The organism is Pseudomonas syringae group sp. 247E2 (assembly GCF_032587795.1).
Classification (GTDB): domain Bacteria; phylum Pseudomonadota; class Gammaproteobacteria; order Pseudomonadales; family Pseudomonadaceae; genus Aquipseudomonas; species Aquipseudomonas amygdali.
Genome location: NZ_JAWHPK010000005.1, coordinates 120,657 through 138,253 on the forward strand (window position 1 = coordinate 120,657; position 17,597 = coordinate 138,253).

Consider the following 17,597-nt stretch of genomic DNA (forward strand, 5'->3'; position numbering starts at 1 on the left):
CGCGTTATAGACAAGCCCTGAGATACCGTAGAGTGGGCTTGTGCCCGGAAAGCGTCGAGCTTCCGGGCTAATTGAAACAACGCTGAGCGCTCCGCGTGCGGTTCACTGGAAAGACAGTCAGTCCACACCGCGGCCCTATTCGAACTGCTGGCGATTCTCCGGGGTGATGAGTTTGAAGGGTACCCAAATGACCGGAGATGCCAGTGTTTCGCCACGCGCCATGCTCAGCGCGGCATCTACTGCGCCGTTGGCCTGGCCGACCGCATCCTGAAACACGCTGACGGCCATCTTGCCCTCGGCCATCAGCTTCAAGCCGTCCGGGGTGCCGTCGATGCCGCCCACCAGATAATCCCTGGCATTCTTTCCGGCCTTCTCCAGCCCCATGATCGCACCGATCGCCATTTCGTCGTTGTTAGCCGCGACGATAGAGAAGTCCACACCCTGCTTGACCCAGTCAATCACGATTGTCGCGGCCTGGCTGCGCTCCCAGTTGCCGATTTTCTTCTGCACGACCTTCATGTTCGGGTACTTTGCGACCACCTTTTCCACGTCCTCGGTGCGCATGACCGACGACTTGTTACTCGGATCACCCACCAGAATCACCACGTTACCCTTGTAACCGGCACGACGGGCCAGCTCTTCCATTTGCAAAGTGCCGGACTCCAGTTCGTCAGAGCCGACAAATGCCGTCAGCGCAGGCCACTTGGCAGGTTCCGGATTGCGGTTGACGAATACCAGCGGAACCTTGGCCTCATTGGCCAGGCGCATCATTTCCGCTGCGCTTTTGCCGTTCACCATCGCGACAACGATAGCGTCGACTTTCGAATTAACCAGATTGCGGAATTGACGCATCTGCAGTTCGACGTCGTCCTGACCGTTCTCCATGAAGATGTCGGCATCCAGCAGCGCCACCTGCTTTTCCACCCCGTGGCGCAGAATGGTCTGGAAATTGTCGTTGTACTTGGCCATACCCACGCCGATCAATGGCGTGGCCGCCTGTGCCAGGCCCGCGACCAGAAGGCTTGCACTCAGGGAAATCGATAACCACTGTTTCATGTTCTGACTCCCGGGCATCAAACGCTGAAATGATGGAGCAGCTCGCGCTGATCCCTGGCCATTTTCGACAGGTCCTGACTGCTGCTCGCAGACTGTTCGGCACCGTCGGCGGCCTGCTGGGCAGAATCGTTGATGTGCGTGACCATGCGACTGGTTTCCTGCACCGTTGCGCTTTGCTGCTCGGTGGCAGCTGCGATCTGGATATTCATGTCGCGAATCGTGTCCACCGCCTCGCCCATTTCCACCAGCAACTGGTCGGCACCGGAAGCCAGCGTCACGCAGTGATTGGACTGGATCTGGCTTTCGTTCATCACCTGCACAGCCGAGTGGATCTTGCTCTGCATCTGGCCGATCATTTCCTGAATCTCGCTGGTCGAGGTCTGGGTGCGACTGGCCAGCGAGCGTACTTCATCGGCCACCACCGCAAAGCCCCTGCCCTGCTCGCCAGCGCGTGCCGCTTCGATGGCCGCGTTGAGCGCCAGCAGGTTGGTCTGCTCGGCAATGGTACGAATGGCATCGACAATACCGTCAATGTTTTGCCCGTACTTCTGCAACTCGTCGGTGACCGCAGACGCCTTGTTGACCTGTTCAGCCTGCTGACGAATGTTGACGATGGTTTCAGCCACGCGCTTCTGCACCTTGTCGGTCAGTTCGCTGGTGCTGTCCACCGCTCCACGCGTGTCCTGAGCACGACGGGCCACTTCTTCCACGGTGCTTTCCATTTCATTCATGGCCGACGCGGCAGAATTGAGACGGTCTTTCTGCTCGTCGACCACACGGGTGGTCTGCTCACTGATCTGCGCGTTCTGACTGGCAGTCAACGCCAGGGTGTCGGCAGAGCCGATCAACTGACGAAACGTCTGTTGCAACGACTGGGTGAATTCATTGAGGTAACCGCCCAGCTCGCCGAACTCGTCGCGACGGCTGACATCGAAACGTACCCGCATGTCGCCGCTGGTGAGGGTCTTGAGCACCTCGCGAAACGCCGCCAATGGACGCCGAAGGCTGAACGCGACCCAGGTACCGATGACTGCCGCCGCAACTACCGCCAGCAGGCAAGCGATCAGCAGCAGGCTGAGGCTGGTGGCGATGGTCGAATCCGCACCCGCCTTGGCCTCGTTGGCCACCGCCAGTGACTGATTACCGAACTCGCCGATCTTGTCCAGTGTTGCCTGAAGCCGGGTTTCCGCCGCCTGGCGCTGTTTACCAACCTGCTCGGCGAGCGCCGCCTCCTGCCTGTAGGCCTGATAAACGCCGTCACTGCCGGTGAGGTCGTTGAGCAGGCGGTTGACCATCACACCAGCGATACGACCGCCGCGTGGATCTACTGCCGTGAGTTCGCGCGCCCGAGTACTGATTACCTCATCCTGCAGGTTGAGCACACGCTGCAAGGTCTGGATATCCGGCGTCGCCGCGTGGGCAGCCAGCCCCTCGTAGGATTTGCCGACTTCCAGCAACAGCTTTTCACCTGCGGCCACGTTATCCGCAGCCCCTGCACTGCGCTCGCGGGCAATGTAATCACGAAGATATCCGGTCAGTTGGGCGCCCTGGCTGCTGCTGTAGCCCTGCAATACCCGGCTCTGGAGTGACTGCAAAACGTGCTGTCGGTGACTGGCAATCAGAGTCTGCGCCTGTTCGGCATAAGCAGCGCTCAACTGACGCTGCTGATTCAGGTTGTCGCGCAGTTCAGCGCGGTCGCCGATGTAGGCAGGCGTACTGTCCAGCAACTGATTGAACCGGGCCATGCTGTCGTTGAAGGGCTGCTTGCCATCGTCAATCTGCTTGGGGTCATTGCTGACCAGAATCCCGAGCAGTGCCTGATTGGCGCGCAACACATGTACATAAAGCTCGCTCGCCGCCCTGCTCAAGGGTGCCGACTGCCCGGTAATGATGCTGATCCGGTCGCTTATGGAATGGGTGCTTTGGTAGCTGATACCTGCCATGGCAAGCAGCAGCACAACCAGCACGGCAAACCCACCGATCACTCGCTGAAGAATGGTCATGGCTATCCTCTTTTATTTTTATTGCGCCGAATCTGATCCGGGCCTGCGTAGAGAACGTCAGTCCGGAAAATGATCGGAGCTCAAGAGAGAATGTCGGCCGGGCGAAAGGCGACTTGAGGCATGGTTCACATTATCTTTATCGAAAAAAGGGCCGCCTGACCTGAAATATCACGCAGCCCTCTGACTACCCGAATGGAGATCAGCGGAAATGACGCGCTACCGCCTCCGGTGCATCAGGCACATCCATGTTGATCCTGCGCCATGCGGCCTGGGCGAAGCTGTACACCGAAAACGCGATCAGACCCAGCGCCACGATCAGTAGCACCAGACCACCGGCAGGCAGATCCTGCAAACCGTTGAGCGCATCCTTCATGCCCGGCGGGTGCATGGCCTGATAGCTGGAACCGCTTACGGCCAGCAACACTGCAATTTCGATAAACGCCACGCCGCGGGCGATCAGCCCGAAGCGCGACACTGGACGCACATATTTCATGACGTCTTCATCAGCCTCGAAATACTTCTCGAAAGACGCCTTGTAGCCCTTGATGATATGCACAATGCCCAGCGCCAGTGGCACCAGTGCCACGACGTAGACCAGCAGGTTGGAGTGATCCCAGGACAGAAGCGTTGCCAGCAGGTCCTTGGCCTGACCACCACCCGATGAGCCACCGGAGCTCTTGAGCCCGCTGACCAGCAGGCCCAGCGCGAAAAACGCCAATGCCCCATAAGTAAAGCCGCCCACCAGAAGACCGCCACGATTCACCAGCCCCTTGAGTTCGCGGCCATGATGGTCCACATCACGCGTGGCCTGCAGCACACGCCATGCGGCGAACGCCAGTAGACCGACAATTACCACCCCGACCAGCACGCTGCCGAACGGCTGGCTCAACAGGGCTTCAAGACTGCTGTGGCTGTCGGCAGGCTGTGAAGATCCCTGCGCCGCCAGTACCGCGAACAAACCAATAATCAGATAAACAACACCACGGGCGGCATAACCGCCTCGTGCAAGTAGAACAAGGCCGCGTTGCGCCGACATAAATAACTATCCCTGAGAGTAATTACAGGAACAGACCCGGCATGTTCACAGGGGTTCGACCCGATTGACGGCGTGCGCACATTGCACGCCGTCAATGGGCTCATGACCCTTCAGGCAAACGTGGCGCCTCGCGTATTCACGAACACCGAGTAAAGTGAATGGCTGCTGGCCATGAACAGCCGATTGCCCTCTCGCCCGCCAAAGCAGACATTGGCGCAGCGTTCGGGCAGGCTGATGTGGCCGATGGCCTTGCCTTGGGGGTTGAACACTCGCACGCCGTCGAGTTTCTCCATATCCGCCTTCGGATCACCGTTACCTCCCCAGCCGCACCACAAGTTGCCGCTTTCGTCGCATTTGATGCCGTCGATGGCCGCGTAGTCCAGACCTTCGATGTGTTTACGCCGCTCGCCCAGCGTGCCATCTTCGTTGACCGCTATCGCCCAGATGAGGCCGTGGGGTTTGGCGCGCCCTTCGACCACATACAAGGTTTTCTCGTCCGGCGAGAAGCACAAACCATTTGGACCTGCCAGATCATCGATAACCCTGGAGACCTTGCCGTTCGACGGGTCTATGCGATAGACGCCGAAGGGTTGCTCCTGCTTGACCTTTTGACCTTCATAGTTGCTTTCGGCCTGGAAGGTAGGATCGGTGAACCAGATAGACCCATCGCGTTTGCAAGCGATGTCGTTGGGCGAATTGAAAGGCTTGCCCTCGAAACTGTCGGCCAGCACGGTAATACGCCCGTTGTATTCGGTACGCGTCACCCGCCGTCCTTCGGTGGTGGTGCTCGACCCCTCACAGACCAGCAGCCTGCCCTGGCGATCGCGGCACATGCCATTGGAAAAGTTCGAATGCTCGCGGTACACCGACAGCTGACCCGTTACCTCGTCCCAGCGCATGATCCGATTGTTGGCGATATCGCTGACCAGCAAGTAGCGACCGTCTCCAATCCACACCGGCCCTTCGGCCCAGCGCATGCCGCTGGCCAGCTTCTCGACGCTGGCATTGAATATTCGTATTTGGGTAAAGCTGTCATCCAGAACACTGACCAATGGGTCGGGGTAGCGCTGGGTCAACGGCTGAGCGCTGGAAAGACGCGGCAATGCGCCAATGGCGGCGACCGTGGCCGAAACAGCCAGTGATTGTTTCAGGAAGCCTCTACGGCTTTGGTCTGCGGTGGTGGTTAGGGGTGAGAAATCCATGGTGCGTCTCCTTGTTGTTATTTTTGGAACGGCGTCCGCCTTGCAGCCGCAAGGCATCCTACAAGATATCTTCAGTCACGACAGGGCTCTGGTAAACCTCCAATTCCCATGCCCTGCGTTTATCACCTTACTGATCTGAATCGACAAAGAGTTTTAGCCGCACCCCGTACAATAAATGTTGACGGCACCAACATCACCAATACCATTATGACAAGAAGCATGAACTCTCCATTTTCTCCGCCGATTATACCCAAAGCACTTGCAGCCGAAACATACATATCGAGGCCTGTTTCAGTTTGAAGCAGCCAGCCCATCAGGCCTAGCGCGACAAGCCATTTAGTGAGCAGCGCAGCCAACACTAAAATTAGCGTGCTCTTTGTGATGAGCTTCATTATTTTTTTCATTGAGATATCTTCACTATTCGCTAAAAGCAGACACATCTATTACGCCATAGTACTTCAGATTCGTCCCCGGAAGAATTTCGCCATGCTGACTGCGAAGAAAATTTTTAAGCTCATCAAATCCAATCTGAGAGTTAAGAGTGATACAGCCTTGGCTTATACCACGCGGCCCAACGGGATGAAGCCTAAACGCGCCTCGTCTTATGTTATCAATGGTTGTCTGATCATCAACCTCTCCATCATCTCTGTAAAGACCAAACCACTCCCCCCTATCTGTACCAGCTAAAAAGTCCTGTATAGGCTCTTTAATCCAACCAAGACTACCCCCACTTTGCCGATCAACAATAAAATATCGACCAACTGGAATTGCACCCTTTCCCTCCACAGACTGATACTTCGGACTGTTGACAAAAGGGACGCCCATACCCGAGAAAGCTTCATAGGTAGCTTGCCCGCAACGCAAATTGCTTACAGGCTCACCATTTAAAGAAAAACTGCAGTATGCAATATTAGGATTATTGGTATTTCCAGACATGCGACGCCCGTCCCTTGCCAAAATTAAGCGTAAACCTTATTTTTTATACCATCCCATCCGCCAACAACTTGCCCGCCACCTTGACCGTCGGAGCGCTTTTGCTGAGTATAAAGCATTTTTATTCGCCCATAATTAAGGCGTATAGTTTCGGTTGGAAAACCATTCTCTACCGAACCATTACCATTGAGAGATACCGACGAAAGTATAACCTCTTCAAGTTTAATCTCTAGGTATTTTATTTTTTCCGACCCCGCACGATTTACAGCAATAGTAACCTCTTTAAAATGCTTTCCACTGCAGCAGGCCTCATGAAGCTTAGGTGTAGACTTGTCCACAGCCTTACGAAAGAAAAAATCGCTCATACTGGCTCGACCACTGCTTGCACCGCCGGCACTTGTTGCAGTCGCTGACGCTGACTGGCTGGCACCAACATCGAAATCAGAAAGCTCGATCCAATCTTTAAATACCGCATCAAGAGATTCGCCCGGAATACCCTCAATCTGCATATAAGTGTCAAGCGCCATAGTAAAAACCCCTATTAAAACGAAGAAAACCCTTTACTAACTGAGTCTTGTGATTTTGAAAGCCACTGATTAACCGCGTCAGAATCGTAAGTATTCATGCATCAAGTAAAAGACTACATGAGCATACTCGCCAAAACCATCATCTTTATCTGAAGATGATGAAGGAATGATCGTCAAAAAAAGTTTAAATACAAACATCGATTTTTTTGCGTGCCGCATTCGAACTGGTTAAGTTACCTGTCAGCACGGTATCCAAAAAAATCATGATTGCTCGGTACTGCGAAGCTGCCGACAATTCAGGTATCGTACGCAGCTATCCCTTTTACTGCCCGAGCACACCAGATGCCCTCAAGCAAACGCGAGCAGGCCCGCACTGAGCGCCAGCTTGTTACAGCGCTGACGCATGCCTGTGAAACAGCCAAAACCGAAATGCCCGGCTTTTGCTGGCTGACTCACGAAGTTGATTACGCAGCCTTCCCGGCCAGCCTTCAGGTGGTGTGGGTGTTTGACACGCTGGCCGAAAAGAACGCTGCGCTGGCGCGCGGGCTGGTGGAGCGGATGATCGGTCTCACGGTTGAGGCACTTGACGATGCACAGGTTAGCCTGACAAATGTACCGGCTCATGTGCATGTCGACTGCGAAGAGCAGTGCCTGCGCGAGAACGGTGGCGACTGGCAGCAGCGTATCAAGCGCAAATACGCCAGGCGGAGTTAATATGGCAAAAGACATTGAAAACCCGTGCATTTCCGTGTGCCAGCTCAGCGGCGATCTGTGCGTGAGCTGCGGGCGTACCAAGGACGATATCCGCAAGTGGAAACGCATGAAACGTCCGGAAAAGATGGCCGCCGTGCAACGTGCCACACAGCGCATGAAAAGCCTGCAGAAAAAGAACGTGTGAAACCGAAAATTTCATCTTCGGTGCGGAAACTTCTTTAAAACGGCCCCGGTCAGTATTACCCGTGACTCGGCTACCTGGAGTCTGACGAATTACGGGAATTCCGCTCTTGGCCAGTCATGCAGATCGCCGCAACACCCTTTCACTGGATAGCCTGAATTTCTTCCTCGCCGATGTGCGTGACGGCCTCGGGCCTTACCTGGCGATCTATCTACTGGCCGTGCATAAATGGGACCCGGCCAGCATAGGCATGGTGATGACCATCGCAGGTATCGCCGGGCTGCTGACCCAAACCCCTGCTGGCGCGCTTATCGACCGGACGCCTTACAAGCGCGCCATGATTGGTGTGGCGGCGCTGCTGGTGACCCTGAGCTGCCTGATTCTGCCTTTCACTTCGTCCTTCTCCGTCGTCGCCCTGACCCAGGCGCTGAGCAGCATCGCGTCCTCGGTGTTCGCACCGGCCATCGCGGCCATCTCTCTGGGCATAATCGGGCCGAAAGCCTTTACCCGTCGTACCGGGCGCAATGAAACATTCAACCATGCCGGTAATGCCTGCGCAGCCCTGTTAGCGGGCGGCTTTGCCTACCTCTTCGGGCCTATTGCGGTGTTCTATCTGATGGCAGCGATGGCCCTGGCGAGTGTTATCGCGATCAGCTTCGTTTCTGCGGATGCCATCGATCACGACGTCGCCCGGGGTTTTGATGCGAACCACAACGCTCATGGAGCTCAGCCTTCCGGACTTGCTACGTTGCTGAGCAACAAGCCGCTGCTGCTGTTCGGCATCTGTTGCGCACTGTTCCATCTGGCCAACGCAGCCATGTTGCCACTGGTCAGTCAGAAGCTTTCGCAAATCAATATGCAGATGGCGACGCCGCTGACCTCGGCGTGCATCGTCGCAGCCCAGCTGGTCATGGTGCCAGCCGCGCTGCTGGTGGGTATGAAAGCGGATGACTGGGGTCGCAAGCCGCTGCTGCTGGCAGGCTTTCTGATTCTGCCGATTCGTGGTGTGCTTTACACCCTGTCAGACGACCCCTACTGGCTGGTGGCGGTGCAGATGCTCGACGGCATCGGTGCCGGCCTGTTCGGCGCGCTGTTTCCATTGATGGTCAAGGACCTCACTCAAGGCAGCGGACGTTTCAATGTAAGCCTCGGGGCACTGTCCACTCTGTTCGGACTGGGCGCGGCGCTGAGCAACGGCCTGGCCGGATTCGTGGTACATGCAGCAGGCTACAGCGCTGCGTTTCTGACCCTCGCGGGTGTGGCGGCGGCGGCGTTTTGCCTGTTGCTGGTAGCCGTACCGGAGACACTTTCACGTTCGAATAATGAACCTGACCTCAAACCTGACCACGCGGTGAGCACGTAAATCTGTTTACGCCACCCGAACCTGCCAGCCTTCGCGCTGGCAGGTCACGATGACCAGCCCGCTTCCTGCGCCCTGCATACCGCCTATCCAGCGCCCTGCCCCGTCCCATAGGCCGCTGCGGCCTGCTGACTCCCAGCCGCCAGTCGGTGCTCCGTGATTGGCCACCAGCACCGGTAGGTTATGACGTCGGGCATGCCCCGCGAGCAGCTCTGCATCCTGCGCATAGCCACCCGGCGAAATCAGCACGCTCGCGGCATACACCCAGGCGCCACCTGCTGCCATACGCTGCACATGCGCAGGCTGCGTGAAGTCGGCACACACGCATAGGCCGATCTGTTGCTGATCAATGGGCAGATAGCAGTCTTTGTCTCCAGCACTGAACACCTTGTCCTCACCGGGATGCAGGTATTGCTTGGCATAGGTAGTAACGTCGCCGTCAGCGGTGAAGGTCAGCGCACCAATCAGGATGCTGTCATTTGCTCCTTTGAGCGGTACGCCAATGGTGGTCACCAGGCGCAGCTTCATGGCCAACGCCTTAATCGGCTCAAGACGGGCGTCGTCCGCATGCAACGCCAGCGCTCGGGCCAGATCGGGTTCGTAGCCTGTCAATGAGAGCTCGGGAAACAGCAGGTAACTGGCCCCAAGATCAGCGGCGCGCTGCATGAACGCGAGGTGCCCGGCCAGGTTCTGTTCGATATCGCCCCTTGCAGAGCAGAACTGAGCAACAGCGAGTATCGGAAACTTCATGGACTCTCCTGAGAACACAGTGGTGACAAGTCGGACATTATCTAACACGCGCTGCCCGGTTCACACCTGGTTACATTTTCAACCACGACCAATGTTGTACGACGTCTTATCTTAGCTGGCAGTGAATGACATCTCATTACAATAAAAACGGAGATTCAACGCATGCCTCATACCCCGTCTCTCAAAGAAACAGCTACACCCGCCAGCGAACCTCGTCTCAAAAAACTCGCCAAACTGCTCGGCCCCGGCATCATCGCGGTACTGTCCTGGCTGGGCGCGGGTGATCTGATCACATCGTCGGTGGCAGGTGCCAGTTATGGCTACGCCATGATGTGGGTGCTGGCGATTTCGCTGTTGCTCAGGTTCCTGATCGTCAACATCATTGCCCGCTTCCAGCTCTGCAATAACCAAGGCATGACCATTCTGCAGGGCTATGCGCAACTGCATCCGCTGTTTGCCTGGTTCATGCTGGGCTACGCGTTGTTGATGGGCCATCTGATCAACGCCTACATGATCAAGGGTGCCGGTGAAGCGCTTGCCATGCTGCTGCACATCAATCAGCCGTTGCTCTGCTCGGTTGCGGTGGTGATCGCCGTATGGCTGCTGGTGGGACGCAATATCTACACGATGATCGAAGGCGTCATGAAGGTATTGCTGGCAATCATGACCTTGGCGTTTCTTACCCTGGCGATCATGTCCGGTCCGGATGTCAGCGGCATCATCAAAGGCACTATCGGTTTCAGCATTCCACCCGATGAAGGCGTGCATGGGGCGCTGCTGGTGGCGGTCTCGGTGATCGGTGCCGTAGCCGGCTCCATCGCCAACTTCGTCCACCCTTACGTGATGCGTGAAAAAGGCTGGACCGGCCCCGAGCACAAACGTATTCAGCGCAACGATCTGCTGTTCGCCGTGATCGTCGGCATTATCATCAACCTGGCCATCTGGGTGGTGGGCGTCGAAATTTTGCGACCCAACGGTATTCAGGTGAACACCCTGGCTGATCTGGGCAAGGCGCTGGAGATATTCTTCGGCCCGCTGGGCTGGTACATCTTCTTCATCGGTGTGTTCGCCACGCTGTTTGCCAGTATTTCCGGCAAAACCACCGCCTTCCCGATGCTGATCACCGATGCCTTCCAGCACATTCGCCCGAAGCGTCGCGAACGCTACGGCAAAGTGTTCCACAACGACCCGATGCACAAATGGTTCATGCTGTTCATTCTGGTCACCCCGCTGATCTGGTCGCTGCCCGGCATGCCGGACTTCGTGACCCTGACGCTGGGCGTCAACGCACTGAACATCGTGGGGCTACCGGTCATCTCGCTGGGGCTGCTGATCATGTCCAATCAGAAGTCGCTGCTGAGCAAGGAATACCGCAACAACTGGTTCGAGAACATTGCGCTGACCTTTGCGACCGGACTGGCCTTGTGGGTGGCGTTTCAACTGGGGACAGAGTTGCTCGCCTGAGCAGATAGAACGCTACATGTGCGCTGAATAAACCGTCTTCGAGTCCATTTCCGTGCATGGAAATGGACTCGGTTTCAATGACCGAATCTTCCCCATATCTCAAACCCTACCTTCACGCGTCAGGCTCCTGCTGATGGGTACAACTGTCACATCCCGCCAAAAACAAACAGAAATAATTCTCAACGGAGATGTTATATTGTATCTATTATCATCAGGAAGTCTCACATGTCGTCTCGTAGAATCGCGTCTCTGGCAGGCTTGGCAATCGGGTTTTTTGGCAATACCGGCTATGCGGAGGAACATCCGCAAACCATTGAACTGGAAAGCGTCAACGTAACCTCCGACTATCAGTACGAGACAGCCACCAGCCCGGTTCAGGGCTATCGCGCTACCCGTTCGGCCACCGCCACCAAAACCGATACCGCCATCCAGGACATTCCGCAGTCGATCAGCGTAGTGCCCGCTTCGGTGCTCAAGGACCTGGGCAGTAACAGTGTCGAGCGCGCGCTTGAGTTTGCCGGGGGCGTGTCGAAGCAAAACAACTTCGGAGGCCTGACGCTCTACGAATACAGCATCCGCGGCTTCACCACCTCCGAATTCTACAAGGACGGCTTCAGCGCCAACCGCGGCTACCCTGCCACGCCGGATGCCGCCAACATCGAGCGTATCGAAGTGCTCAAAGGCCCCGCTGCCAGTCTGTATGGCCGTGGAGACCCTGGCGGGACGGTCAACATTGTCACTAAAAAACCCCAGCGTGAAGCATTCACCACCCTGCAAACCAGTGCGGGCAGCTGGGATCGCTATCGCACCGCACTGGATGTCAACACACCGCTGGATGAGGAAGGCAGGCTGCTGTCTCGTGTCAATCTGGCCGTCGAAGACAACAACAGCTTTCGTGACCATGTCGAAAGCAAGCGGGTCTTCGTCGCCCCCTCATTCAGTTGGCAGTTGAACCCCGACACCAGTCTGTTGGTGGAAACCGAATTCGTGCGGCAGACATCGACTTTCGACCGGGGTGTGGTCGCCCCCAACAATAAATGGAGTGGCGTGTCCCGCTCGACCTTCCTCGGCGAACCGGACGACGACATCGACAATGACAACAACATGGTTCAGTTTGCCATCGACCATCAACTCAGTGATGTGTGGTCGCTGCGTCTGGCCAGCCACTACAAGCAAGGCGAAATGTCAGGTTTTGCCAGCGAGGCACGCCCCCTGAATGCCGACGGTCGTACCGTCAACCGTCGTTACCGCGAACGCGACAACAACTGGCACGACAGCATCACCCAACTGGAATTGCGCGGCCATTTCGACGCGATCGGTCTGGAGCACGAAGTGCTGATCGGCACCGAATACGAGAATTACCGCAAGAACGAGCGGGTGACCACCATTGCAGGCAGCCCCTATGCCATCGACATCTACAACCCGGTGTATGGCCAGCCGAAACCCAATGGCGCGCGTTCCGGCACTGATTTCTACGAGCACATTGAAAGCCGTGCGCTGAACCTGCAGGACCAGATTGTCTTTACCGACAAGCTGCGCGGGATGATCGGCGCGCGCTACGAGCACTTCGATCAACAGGTCGATGACTTCACTACCAATGCTACCTCCGGGCAGCGTCACGACGCGTTCACCCAGCGCGCCGGGCTGCTTTATCAGCTCACACCGCAGGTTGGCCTGTTCGCCAACGCATCCACCTCGTTCAAGCCGAACAATGGTCTGGACGCCGCCGGCAAAACCTTCGACCCGGAAGAAGGCATCGGTTATGAGGCCGGGATCAAGAGCGAACTGTTCGACAACCGCCTGAGCACCACCCTCGCCGCCTTCCACATAGAAAAGGAAAACGTTCTGGCCCTGGACCCGGGCACCGACACCAATCGCGCCGTGGGCAAGGCTCGCAGCCAGGGTTTCGACATGCAATTCACCGGACAAATCACTGACGCGGTGCGGATCATCGGAGCATTCGCCTACATTGATGCCGAAGTCACCAAGGGCGACCGGACCATCCCGGCAGGCAGTCGCATCCTCGGGGTCGCCAAACACAGTGGCAGCCTGTTGAGCGTCTATGAATTTCAGGAAGGCGTATTGCGCGGTTCGGACGTGGGCGCGGCATATACCTACGTCGGCGATCGTTCCGGCCAGTCCGGCACCGACTTCGAGCTGCCGGCCTACCAGACCGTCGACCTGCTGGCTCACTATAAAGCCAGCGAGAACGTGACAGTGGGCTTGAACCTCAACAACATTTTCGATGAAAAATACTACGAGCGCTCCTACAGCAATTACTGGGTCGCGCCCGGCGAACCGCGTAACTTTACGGTCAGCCTGACACTCGGCCTTTGACTCCTGTAACCCTCGCTTCACAACAATAAGGATGCACCATGCTGTCAACAAAACCTTTCATGGCCTTGGGCCTGCTCGGCGCATTGTTCGCCAGTCAAGTAAACGCACACGGCCTGTGGACCGAACAGCGGCGCGGCAATATCGAGGTGGTCTACGGTCATGGTGCGGAAGACAACGCGTTCAAAGCGCAAGAAGTCAGCGGCGCATGGGCGTATGACCAGCAGGGCAAAATGATCCCGGTGACGGTACAACGCCTTGAGGATCACGCGCGACTGGTGCCGCTCAAGCCGCCCGCCGTGATGACGGTGGCGCTGGACAACGGCATGTGGACACGCAACGCCGAGAAAAAGTGGATCAACGAAGGCCGCAGCAAAGTGCCCAATGGCACCGACTCGATTCATACCTTCAAATACAGCGTGGCAATCTACGCAGAAGACGCGCACCTGCCCTCGTTCAGCAAATTGAATTTTGTGATCGTGCCACAGGCTGATCCATTGAAGGTCGGGGTTGGCAAACCCTTACCGGTACGCGTACTGATCGACGGCAAACCCGCCGCCGGTATCAAGCTGATCGGCGATTACCGCAGCGCACCAGACGTGGTCAGCGCCGAAACCGACGCCCAGGGCCTGGCCAGCGTGATCGTGCGCAACGAAGGGCTGAATATCATCGCTGCCGAGGTCACGCAGCCGGTCAAGGATAATGTCGATATCGCCGAGCGCGGCTTGTTTACCTCATTAACGTTTGTCGGTGAGGCGCATCACGACTGACCCTTACTGCTTCCTGAAAACGCCCGCCCTGGGCGTTTTCTGCCTCACGGCAACTGAAAAAAAGGCACCGGCTCCCCACCACGCCAACTCCCCATATTCCCTTTAGTAAACAAAGTTTCCAGAAACCTCTGGACGCTGCTTTTCCTTTCGCCTATAAAACAGCCTTCAAGAATATTAAATTCCTGTAGAGAATTTTATTCGCCACTCAAAAACCTCTGTATCTGACTTTTGCCCCCTTTGCCGAGCTGCCGCCCTATTCCAGAGGACAAGCCATGCAACACGAGAAGAACCATTTCATCCTGAAGATCAGCTGCCCGGCGACCTCCGGCATTGTCGCGGCAGTGGCTTCCTGCTTGGCTGGCAACGGCTGCTACATCGGTGAAATGGCCCAGTTCGACGATGAGTACAGCGGCACCTTTTTCATGCGCGCAGTGTTTCGCTTCAACGACGGTCACGACGGCGACATCCAGCAGTTGAAAACCGGTTTCGATGTGGTGGCCAAAGACTTCGCCATGCAGTGGGAACTGCATGACACGCGTCGCCCGATGCGCGTTTTGTTGATGGTCAGCAAGTTCGATCACTGCCTGACAGACCTGCTGTACCGCTACCACAAGGGGGAAATGGACATGACCATCACCGCCATTGTGTCCAACCACTTGGACTTGCGGCCGATGGCCGAGCGGGAAGGCATTCGTTTCATTTACCTGCCTGTGAGTAAAGAAACCAAGGCTGCGCAGGAAGCTGCGCTGATGAAGGTGGTCGACGAAACCGGTACCGAACTGGTGGTGCTGGCGCGCTACATGCAGATTCTCTCCGACGACCTGTGCAAGCAACTGGCGGGTCGGGCAATCAATATTCATCACTCGTTTCTGCCAGGTTTCAAGGGCGCCAAGCCGTATCACCAGGCTTATGAGCGCGGCGTGAAATTGATCGGTGCCACTGCGCATTACGTCACCAGCGACCTGGACGAAGGCCCGATCATCGAGCAGGAAGTGCAGCGTGTCGATCACGTCTACCTGCCTGAAGATCTGGTCGCAGCAGGCCGTAACAACGAAACCATCGCGCTGTCGCGGGCAGTCAAGTACCACCTTGAGCATCGGGTGTTTCTCAACACTGACCGAACGGTGATCTTCCGATGAGCGCGCGCATCATCGATGGCAAGGCAGCCGCCGCTCGTGTTCTGGAACAAGTCAGCACCGAAGTGAAAATCTTGAAGGCCGACGGCATCGAACCGGCACTGGCGGTCATTCTGGTCGGTAACGACCCGGCCAGTGAGGTGTATGTGCGCAACAAGATCCTGCGCGCCGAGGAAGCAGGCATTCGTTCGCTGGAGCACCGCCTGCCTGCCAAGAGCAGCCAGGCACAGGTGCTGGCGCTGATTGCCGAACTGAACGCCGACGACTCGGTAAACGGCATCCTGCTGCAACTGCCACTGCCGTCGCACATGGAAGAAGCCCGCGCCTTGCAGGCCATTGATCCGGGCAAGGACGTCGATGGCTTTCACAGTGAAAACGTGGGCGGCCTCAGCCAGGGACGCAGCGTACTGACGCCCTGCACGCCCAGCGGCTGCATGCACTTGCTTGAAGAGACCTGCGGCGATCTGAGCGGCAAGCATGCGGTGGTAATCGGTCGTTCCAACATCGTCGGCAAACCCATGGCCGCCCTGCTGCTGCAAGCGCACTGCTCGGTGACGGTGGTGCATTCGCGCAGTAATGACGCCAGGGCCTTGTGTCAGTTGGCCGACATCGTCGTGGCAGCGGTTGGCCGCCCGCGCCTGATAGATGCCAGCTGGCTCAAGCGCGGCGCGGTGGTGATCGATGTCGGTATCAACCGCATCGAGGATCAAGGCCGCAGCCGCCTGGTGGGCGATGTCGATTTCGACAACGCCCTGAGCGTGGCTTCTGCCATCACACCGGTACCCGGTGGCGTCGGGCCGATGACCATCGCCTTTCTGATGAAAAACACAGTGACTGCTGCTAGGCAGCAAGCCCTCGCACAGCGCAGCCAATCGGAGGCCGTATGCCTTTCAACCTGTTGAAATACGGGCTCAGCCCGGAGTATCCGGTCGAGGTGGATCTGCCTGCGCCCAAGGAACTCAAGCCTTCCTACGACGTGGTGATCATCGGCGGCGGTGGTCATGGCCTGGCGACCGCGTACTACCTGTCGAAATACCACAGCATCACCAATATAGCCGTGCTGGAAAAAGGCTATCTGGGCGGCGGCAACACGGCGCGCAACACGGCGGTTATCCGCTCCAATTACCTGACCAGCGAAGGCGTGAAGTTCTATGCCGAGTCGGTGAAGATGTTTCAGGGCCTGTCCAACGAGTTCGACTTCAACATCATGTATTCGGAGCGCGGCCAGCTAACCCTCGCGCATACCGACGCCACCGTACGCTCGTTCCGTCAGCGCGCCGAGGTCAACAAGCATTTCGGCGGCCGCACCGAAATGATCGACCGCCAGCAGATCCGCGAACTGGTGCCGAGCCTCAATCTGGACCCTGGCCATCTGCCGGTGCTCGCGGGCCTGTGGCATATCGACGGCGGCACCGCACGTCATGACGCGGTGGCCTGGGGCTATGCCAAACAGGCGGCCAAGCGCGGCGTCGAGATTCATCAACTGACCGAAGTGCAGGAACTGGTAATCGAGAATGGCGCCATCACTGCTGTGAAAACCAATCGCGGCACCATCCAGTGCGGTTGCGCCGTACAGGCGGTCGCGGGCATGAGTTCGCAGATGATGAAAAAGGCCGGCATTCGCTCACCGATCCAGACCTTCCCGCTGCAAGCGATGGTCACTCAACCCTTCAAACCGTTCCTCGACCCGTTGGTGAGCTCGTCTGCCCTGCACTGCTATGTCCAGCAGACCAGTCGTGGCGAGGTGGTGTTTGGCGGCGGCTCGGACCCGTATCCGCTGTTCAACACGCGCTCGACGCTGGACCTCAAGGAAAGCCTGCTGGCACACGCCATCGAGATGTTTCCGTTTCTGGCCAACGCCAAATTGATGCGCCAGTGGGCCGGAATCACCGACATGACCCCGGACTACAGCCCGATCATGGGGCTTTCGCCGGTCAAGAATTATTACCTGGACGCAGGCTGGGGCACCTGGGGCTTCAAGGCGACGCCGATCTGCGGCAAGACCATGGCCGAACTGGTGGCCAGTGGCGGCAAGGTGCCCGAGTTGATCAGGCCATTCGCGCTGGAACGCTTCTCGACCTTCCAGCAAGTCAACGAAATGGGCGCGACAGCGGCCAGCCACTGACGGAGA

General features: G+C 57.2%; 17 protein-coding genes and 1 pseudogene. 9 read left to right on the forward strand and 9 right to left on the reverse strand.

The window, feature by feature from the left end; genetic code table 11:
* Positions 1–135: 135 nt before the first annotated feature.
* The 8 genes and pseudogenes from RYC18_RS06530 to RYC18_RS06560 all read right to left on the reverse strand — a co-directional run bounded on the left by RYC18_RS06530 (position 136) and on the right by RYC18_RS06560 (position 6,757).
* A complete protein-coding gene (locus RYC18_RS06530) occupies positions 136–1,056 on the reverse strand; it encodes a substrate-binding domain-containing protein (protein ID WP_005732958.1) in 921 nt (306 codons plus the stop codon).
* 17 nt (positions 1,057–1,073) lie between these two features.
* The gene (locus RYC18_RS26345; RefSeq protein WP_394298303.1) at positions 1,074–1,787 is read right to left on the reverse strand and encodes a methyl-accepting chemotaxis protein; all 714 of its coding nucleotides are present in this window, start codon (positions 1,785–1,787) and stop codon (positions 1,074–1,076) included.
* A 141-nt stretch (positions 1,788–1,928) separates the two neighbouring features.
* Positions 1,929–3,059, reverse strand: a pseudogene (locus RYC18_RS26350) (HAMP domain-containing protein); the annotation flags it as partial.
* Positions 3,060–3,258: 199 nt separating this feature from the next.
* A complete protein-coding gene (locus RYC18_RS06540; protein ID WP_316884515.1) occupies positions 3,259–4,095 on the reverse strand; it encodes a DUF1206 domain-containing protein in 837 nt (278 codons plus the stop codon).
* A gap of 110 nt (positions 4,096–4,205) precedes the next feature.
* Positions 4,206–5,297 carry an SMP-30/gluconolactonase/LRE family protein gene (locus RYC18_RS06545; protein ID WP_005779725.1) on the reverse strand — a complete coding sequence of 364 codons (1,092 nt, stop codon included), beginning with the start codon at positions 5,295–5,297 and terminating at the stop codon, positions 4,206–4,208.
* Between the two features lie 122 nt (positions 5,298–5,419).
* Entirely contained in the window at positions 5,420–5,689 is a 270-nt protein-coding gene (locus RYC18_RS06550; RefSeq protein ID WP_016981348.1) for a hypothetical protein, read from the reverse strand.
* Between the two features lie 25 nt (positions 5,690–5,714).
* Positions 5,715–6,233 (reverse strand): DUF2778 domain-containing protein, encoded by a 519-nt coding sequence (locus tag RYC18_RS06555; RefSeq protein ID WP_081023588.1) that lies wholly within the window; start codon positions 6,231–6,233, stop codon positions 5,715–5,717.
* A gap of 23 nt (positions 6,234–6,256) precedes the next feature.
* Complete coding sequence (locus RYC18_RS06560) at positions 6,257–6,757, reverse strand: Hcp family type VI secretion system effector (RefSeq protein ID WP_016981346.1); 501 nt, start codon at positions 6,755–6,757, stop codon at positions 6,257–6,259.
* A gap of 342 nt (positions 6,758–7,099) precedes the next feature.
* Between RYC18_RS06560 and RYC18_RS06565 the strand changes: the two genes are divergently transcribed.
* From RYC18_RS06565 to RYC18_RS06575, 3 genes are all read left to right on the forward strand, one after another.
* Entirely contained in the window at positions 7,100–7,471 is a 372-nt protein-coding gene (locus RYC18_RS06565; RefSeq protein WP_316884523.1) for a hypothetical protein, read from the forward strand.
* A 1-nt stretch (position 7,472) separates the two neighbouring features.
* Complete coding sequence (locus tag RYC18_RS06570; RefSeq protein WP_004665593.1) at positions 7,473–7,655, forward strand: DUF1289 domain-containing protein; 183 nt, start codon at positions 7,473–7,475, stop codon at positions 7,653–7,655.
* A gap of 106 nt (positions 7,656–7,761) precedes the next feature.
* Entirely contained in the window at positions 7,762–9,015 is a 1,254-nt protein-coding gene (locus tag RYC18_RS06575; RefSeq protein WP_316884528.1) for an MFS transporter, read from the forward strand.
* Between the two features lie 6 nt (positions 9,016–9,021).
* Here the strand turns inward: RYC18_RS06575 and RYC18_RS06580 are convergent, their stop codons facing one another.
* Positions 9,022–9,762, reverse strand: coding sequence for a carbon-nitrogen hydrolase family protein (locus RYC18_RS06580; RefSeq protein ID WP_005779731.1), 741 nt, complete (start codon positions 9,760–9,762; stop codon positions 9,022–9,024).
* A 162-nt stretch (positions 9,763–9,924) separates the two neighbouring features.
* On the opposite strand from RYC18_RS06580, the gene RYC18_RS06585 reads away from it, so the two are divergent.
* From RYC18_RS06585 to RYC18_RS06610, 6 genes are all read left to right on the forward strand, one after another.
* The gene (locus tag RYC18_RS06585; RefSeq protein WP_002553892.1) at positions 9,925–11,226 is read left to right on the forward strand and encodes an Nramp family divalent metal transporter; all 1,302 of its coding nucleotides are present in this window, start codon (positions 9,925–9,927) and stop codon (positions 11,224–11,226) included.
* Positions 11,227–11,451: 225 nt separating this feature from the next.
* Entirely contained in the window at positions 11,452–13,563 is a 2,112-nt protein-coding gene (locus RYC18_RS06590; protein WP_117140353.1) for a TonB-dependent siderophore receptor, read from the forward strand.
* Between the two features lie 38 nt (positions 13,564–13,601).
* Positions 13,602–14,330 (forward strand): DUF4198 domain-containing protein, encoded by a 729-nt coding sequence (locus RYC18_RS06595; RefSeq protein WP_316884533.1) that lies wholly within the window; start codon positions 13,602–13,604, stop codon positions 14,328–14,330.
* Between the two features lie 272 nt (positions 14,331–14,602).
* Positions 14,603–15,469: a formyltetrahydrofolate deformylase gene (gene purU / locus RYC18_RS06600; protein ID WP_004658059.1), complete on the forward strand. Its 867-nt coding sequence runs from the start codon at positions 14,603–14,605 to the stop codon at positions 15,467–15,469.
* Positions 15,466–16,368, forward strand: coding sequence for a bifunctional methylenetetrahydrofolate dehydrogenase/methenyltetrahydrofolate cyclohydrolase FolD (folD, locus tag RYC18_RS06605; protein ID WP_005746839.1), 903 nt, complete (start codon positions 15,466–15,468; stop codon positions 16,366–16,368). The genes purU and folD overlap by 4 nt, the downstream gene beginning before the upstream one ends.
* Positions 16,350–17,591 carry an FAD-dependent oxidoreductase gene (locus RYC18_RS06610; RefSeq protein WP_016981343.1) on the forward strand — a complete coding sequence of 414 codons (1,242 nt, stop codon included), beginning with the start codon at positions 16,350–16,352 and terminating at the stop codon, positions 17,589–17,591. The genes folD and RYC18_RS06610 overlap by 19 nt, the downstream gene beginning before the upstream one ends.
* Positions 17,592–17,597: the final 6 nt, after the last annotated feature.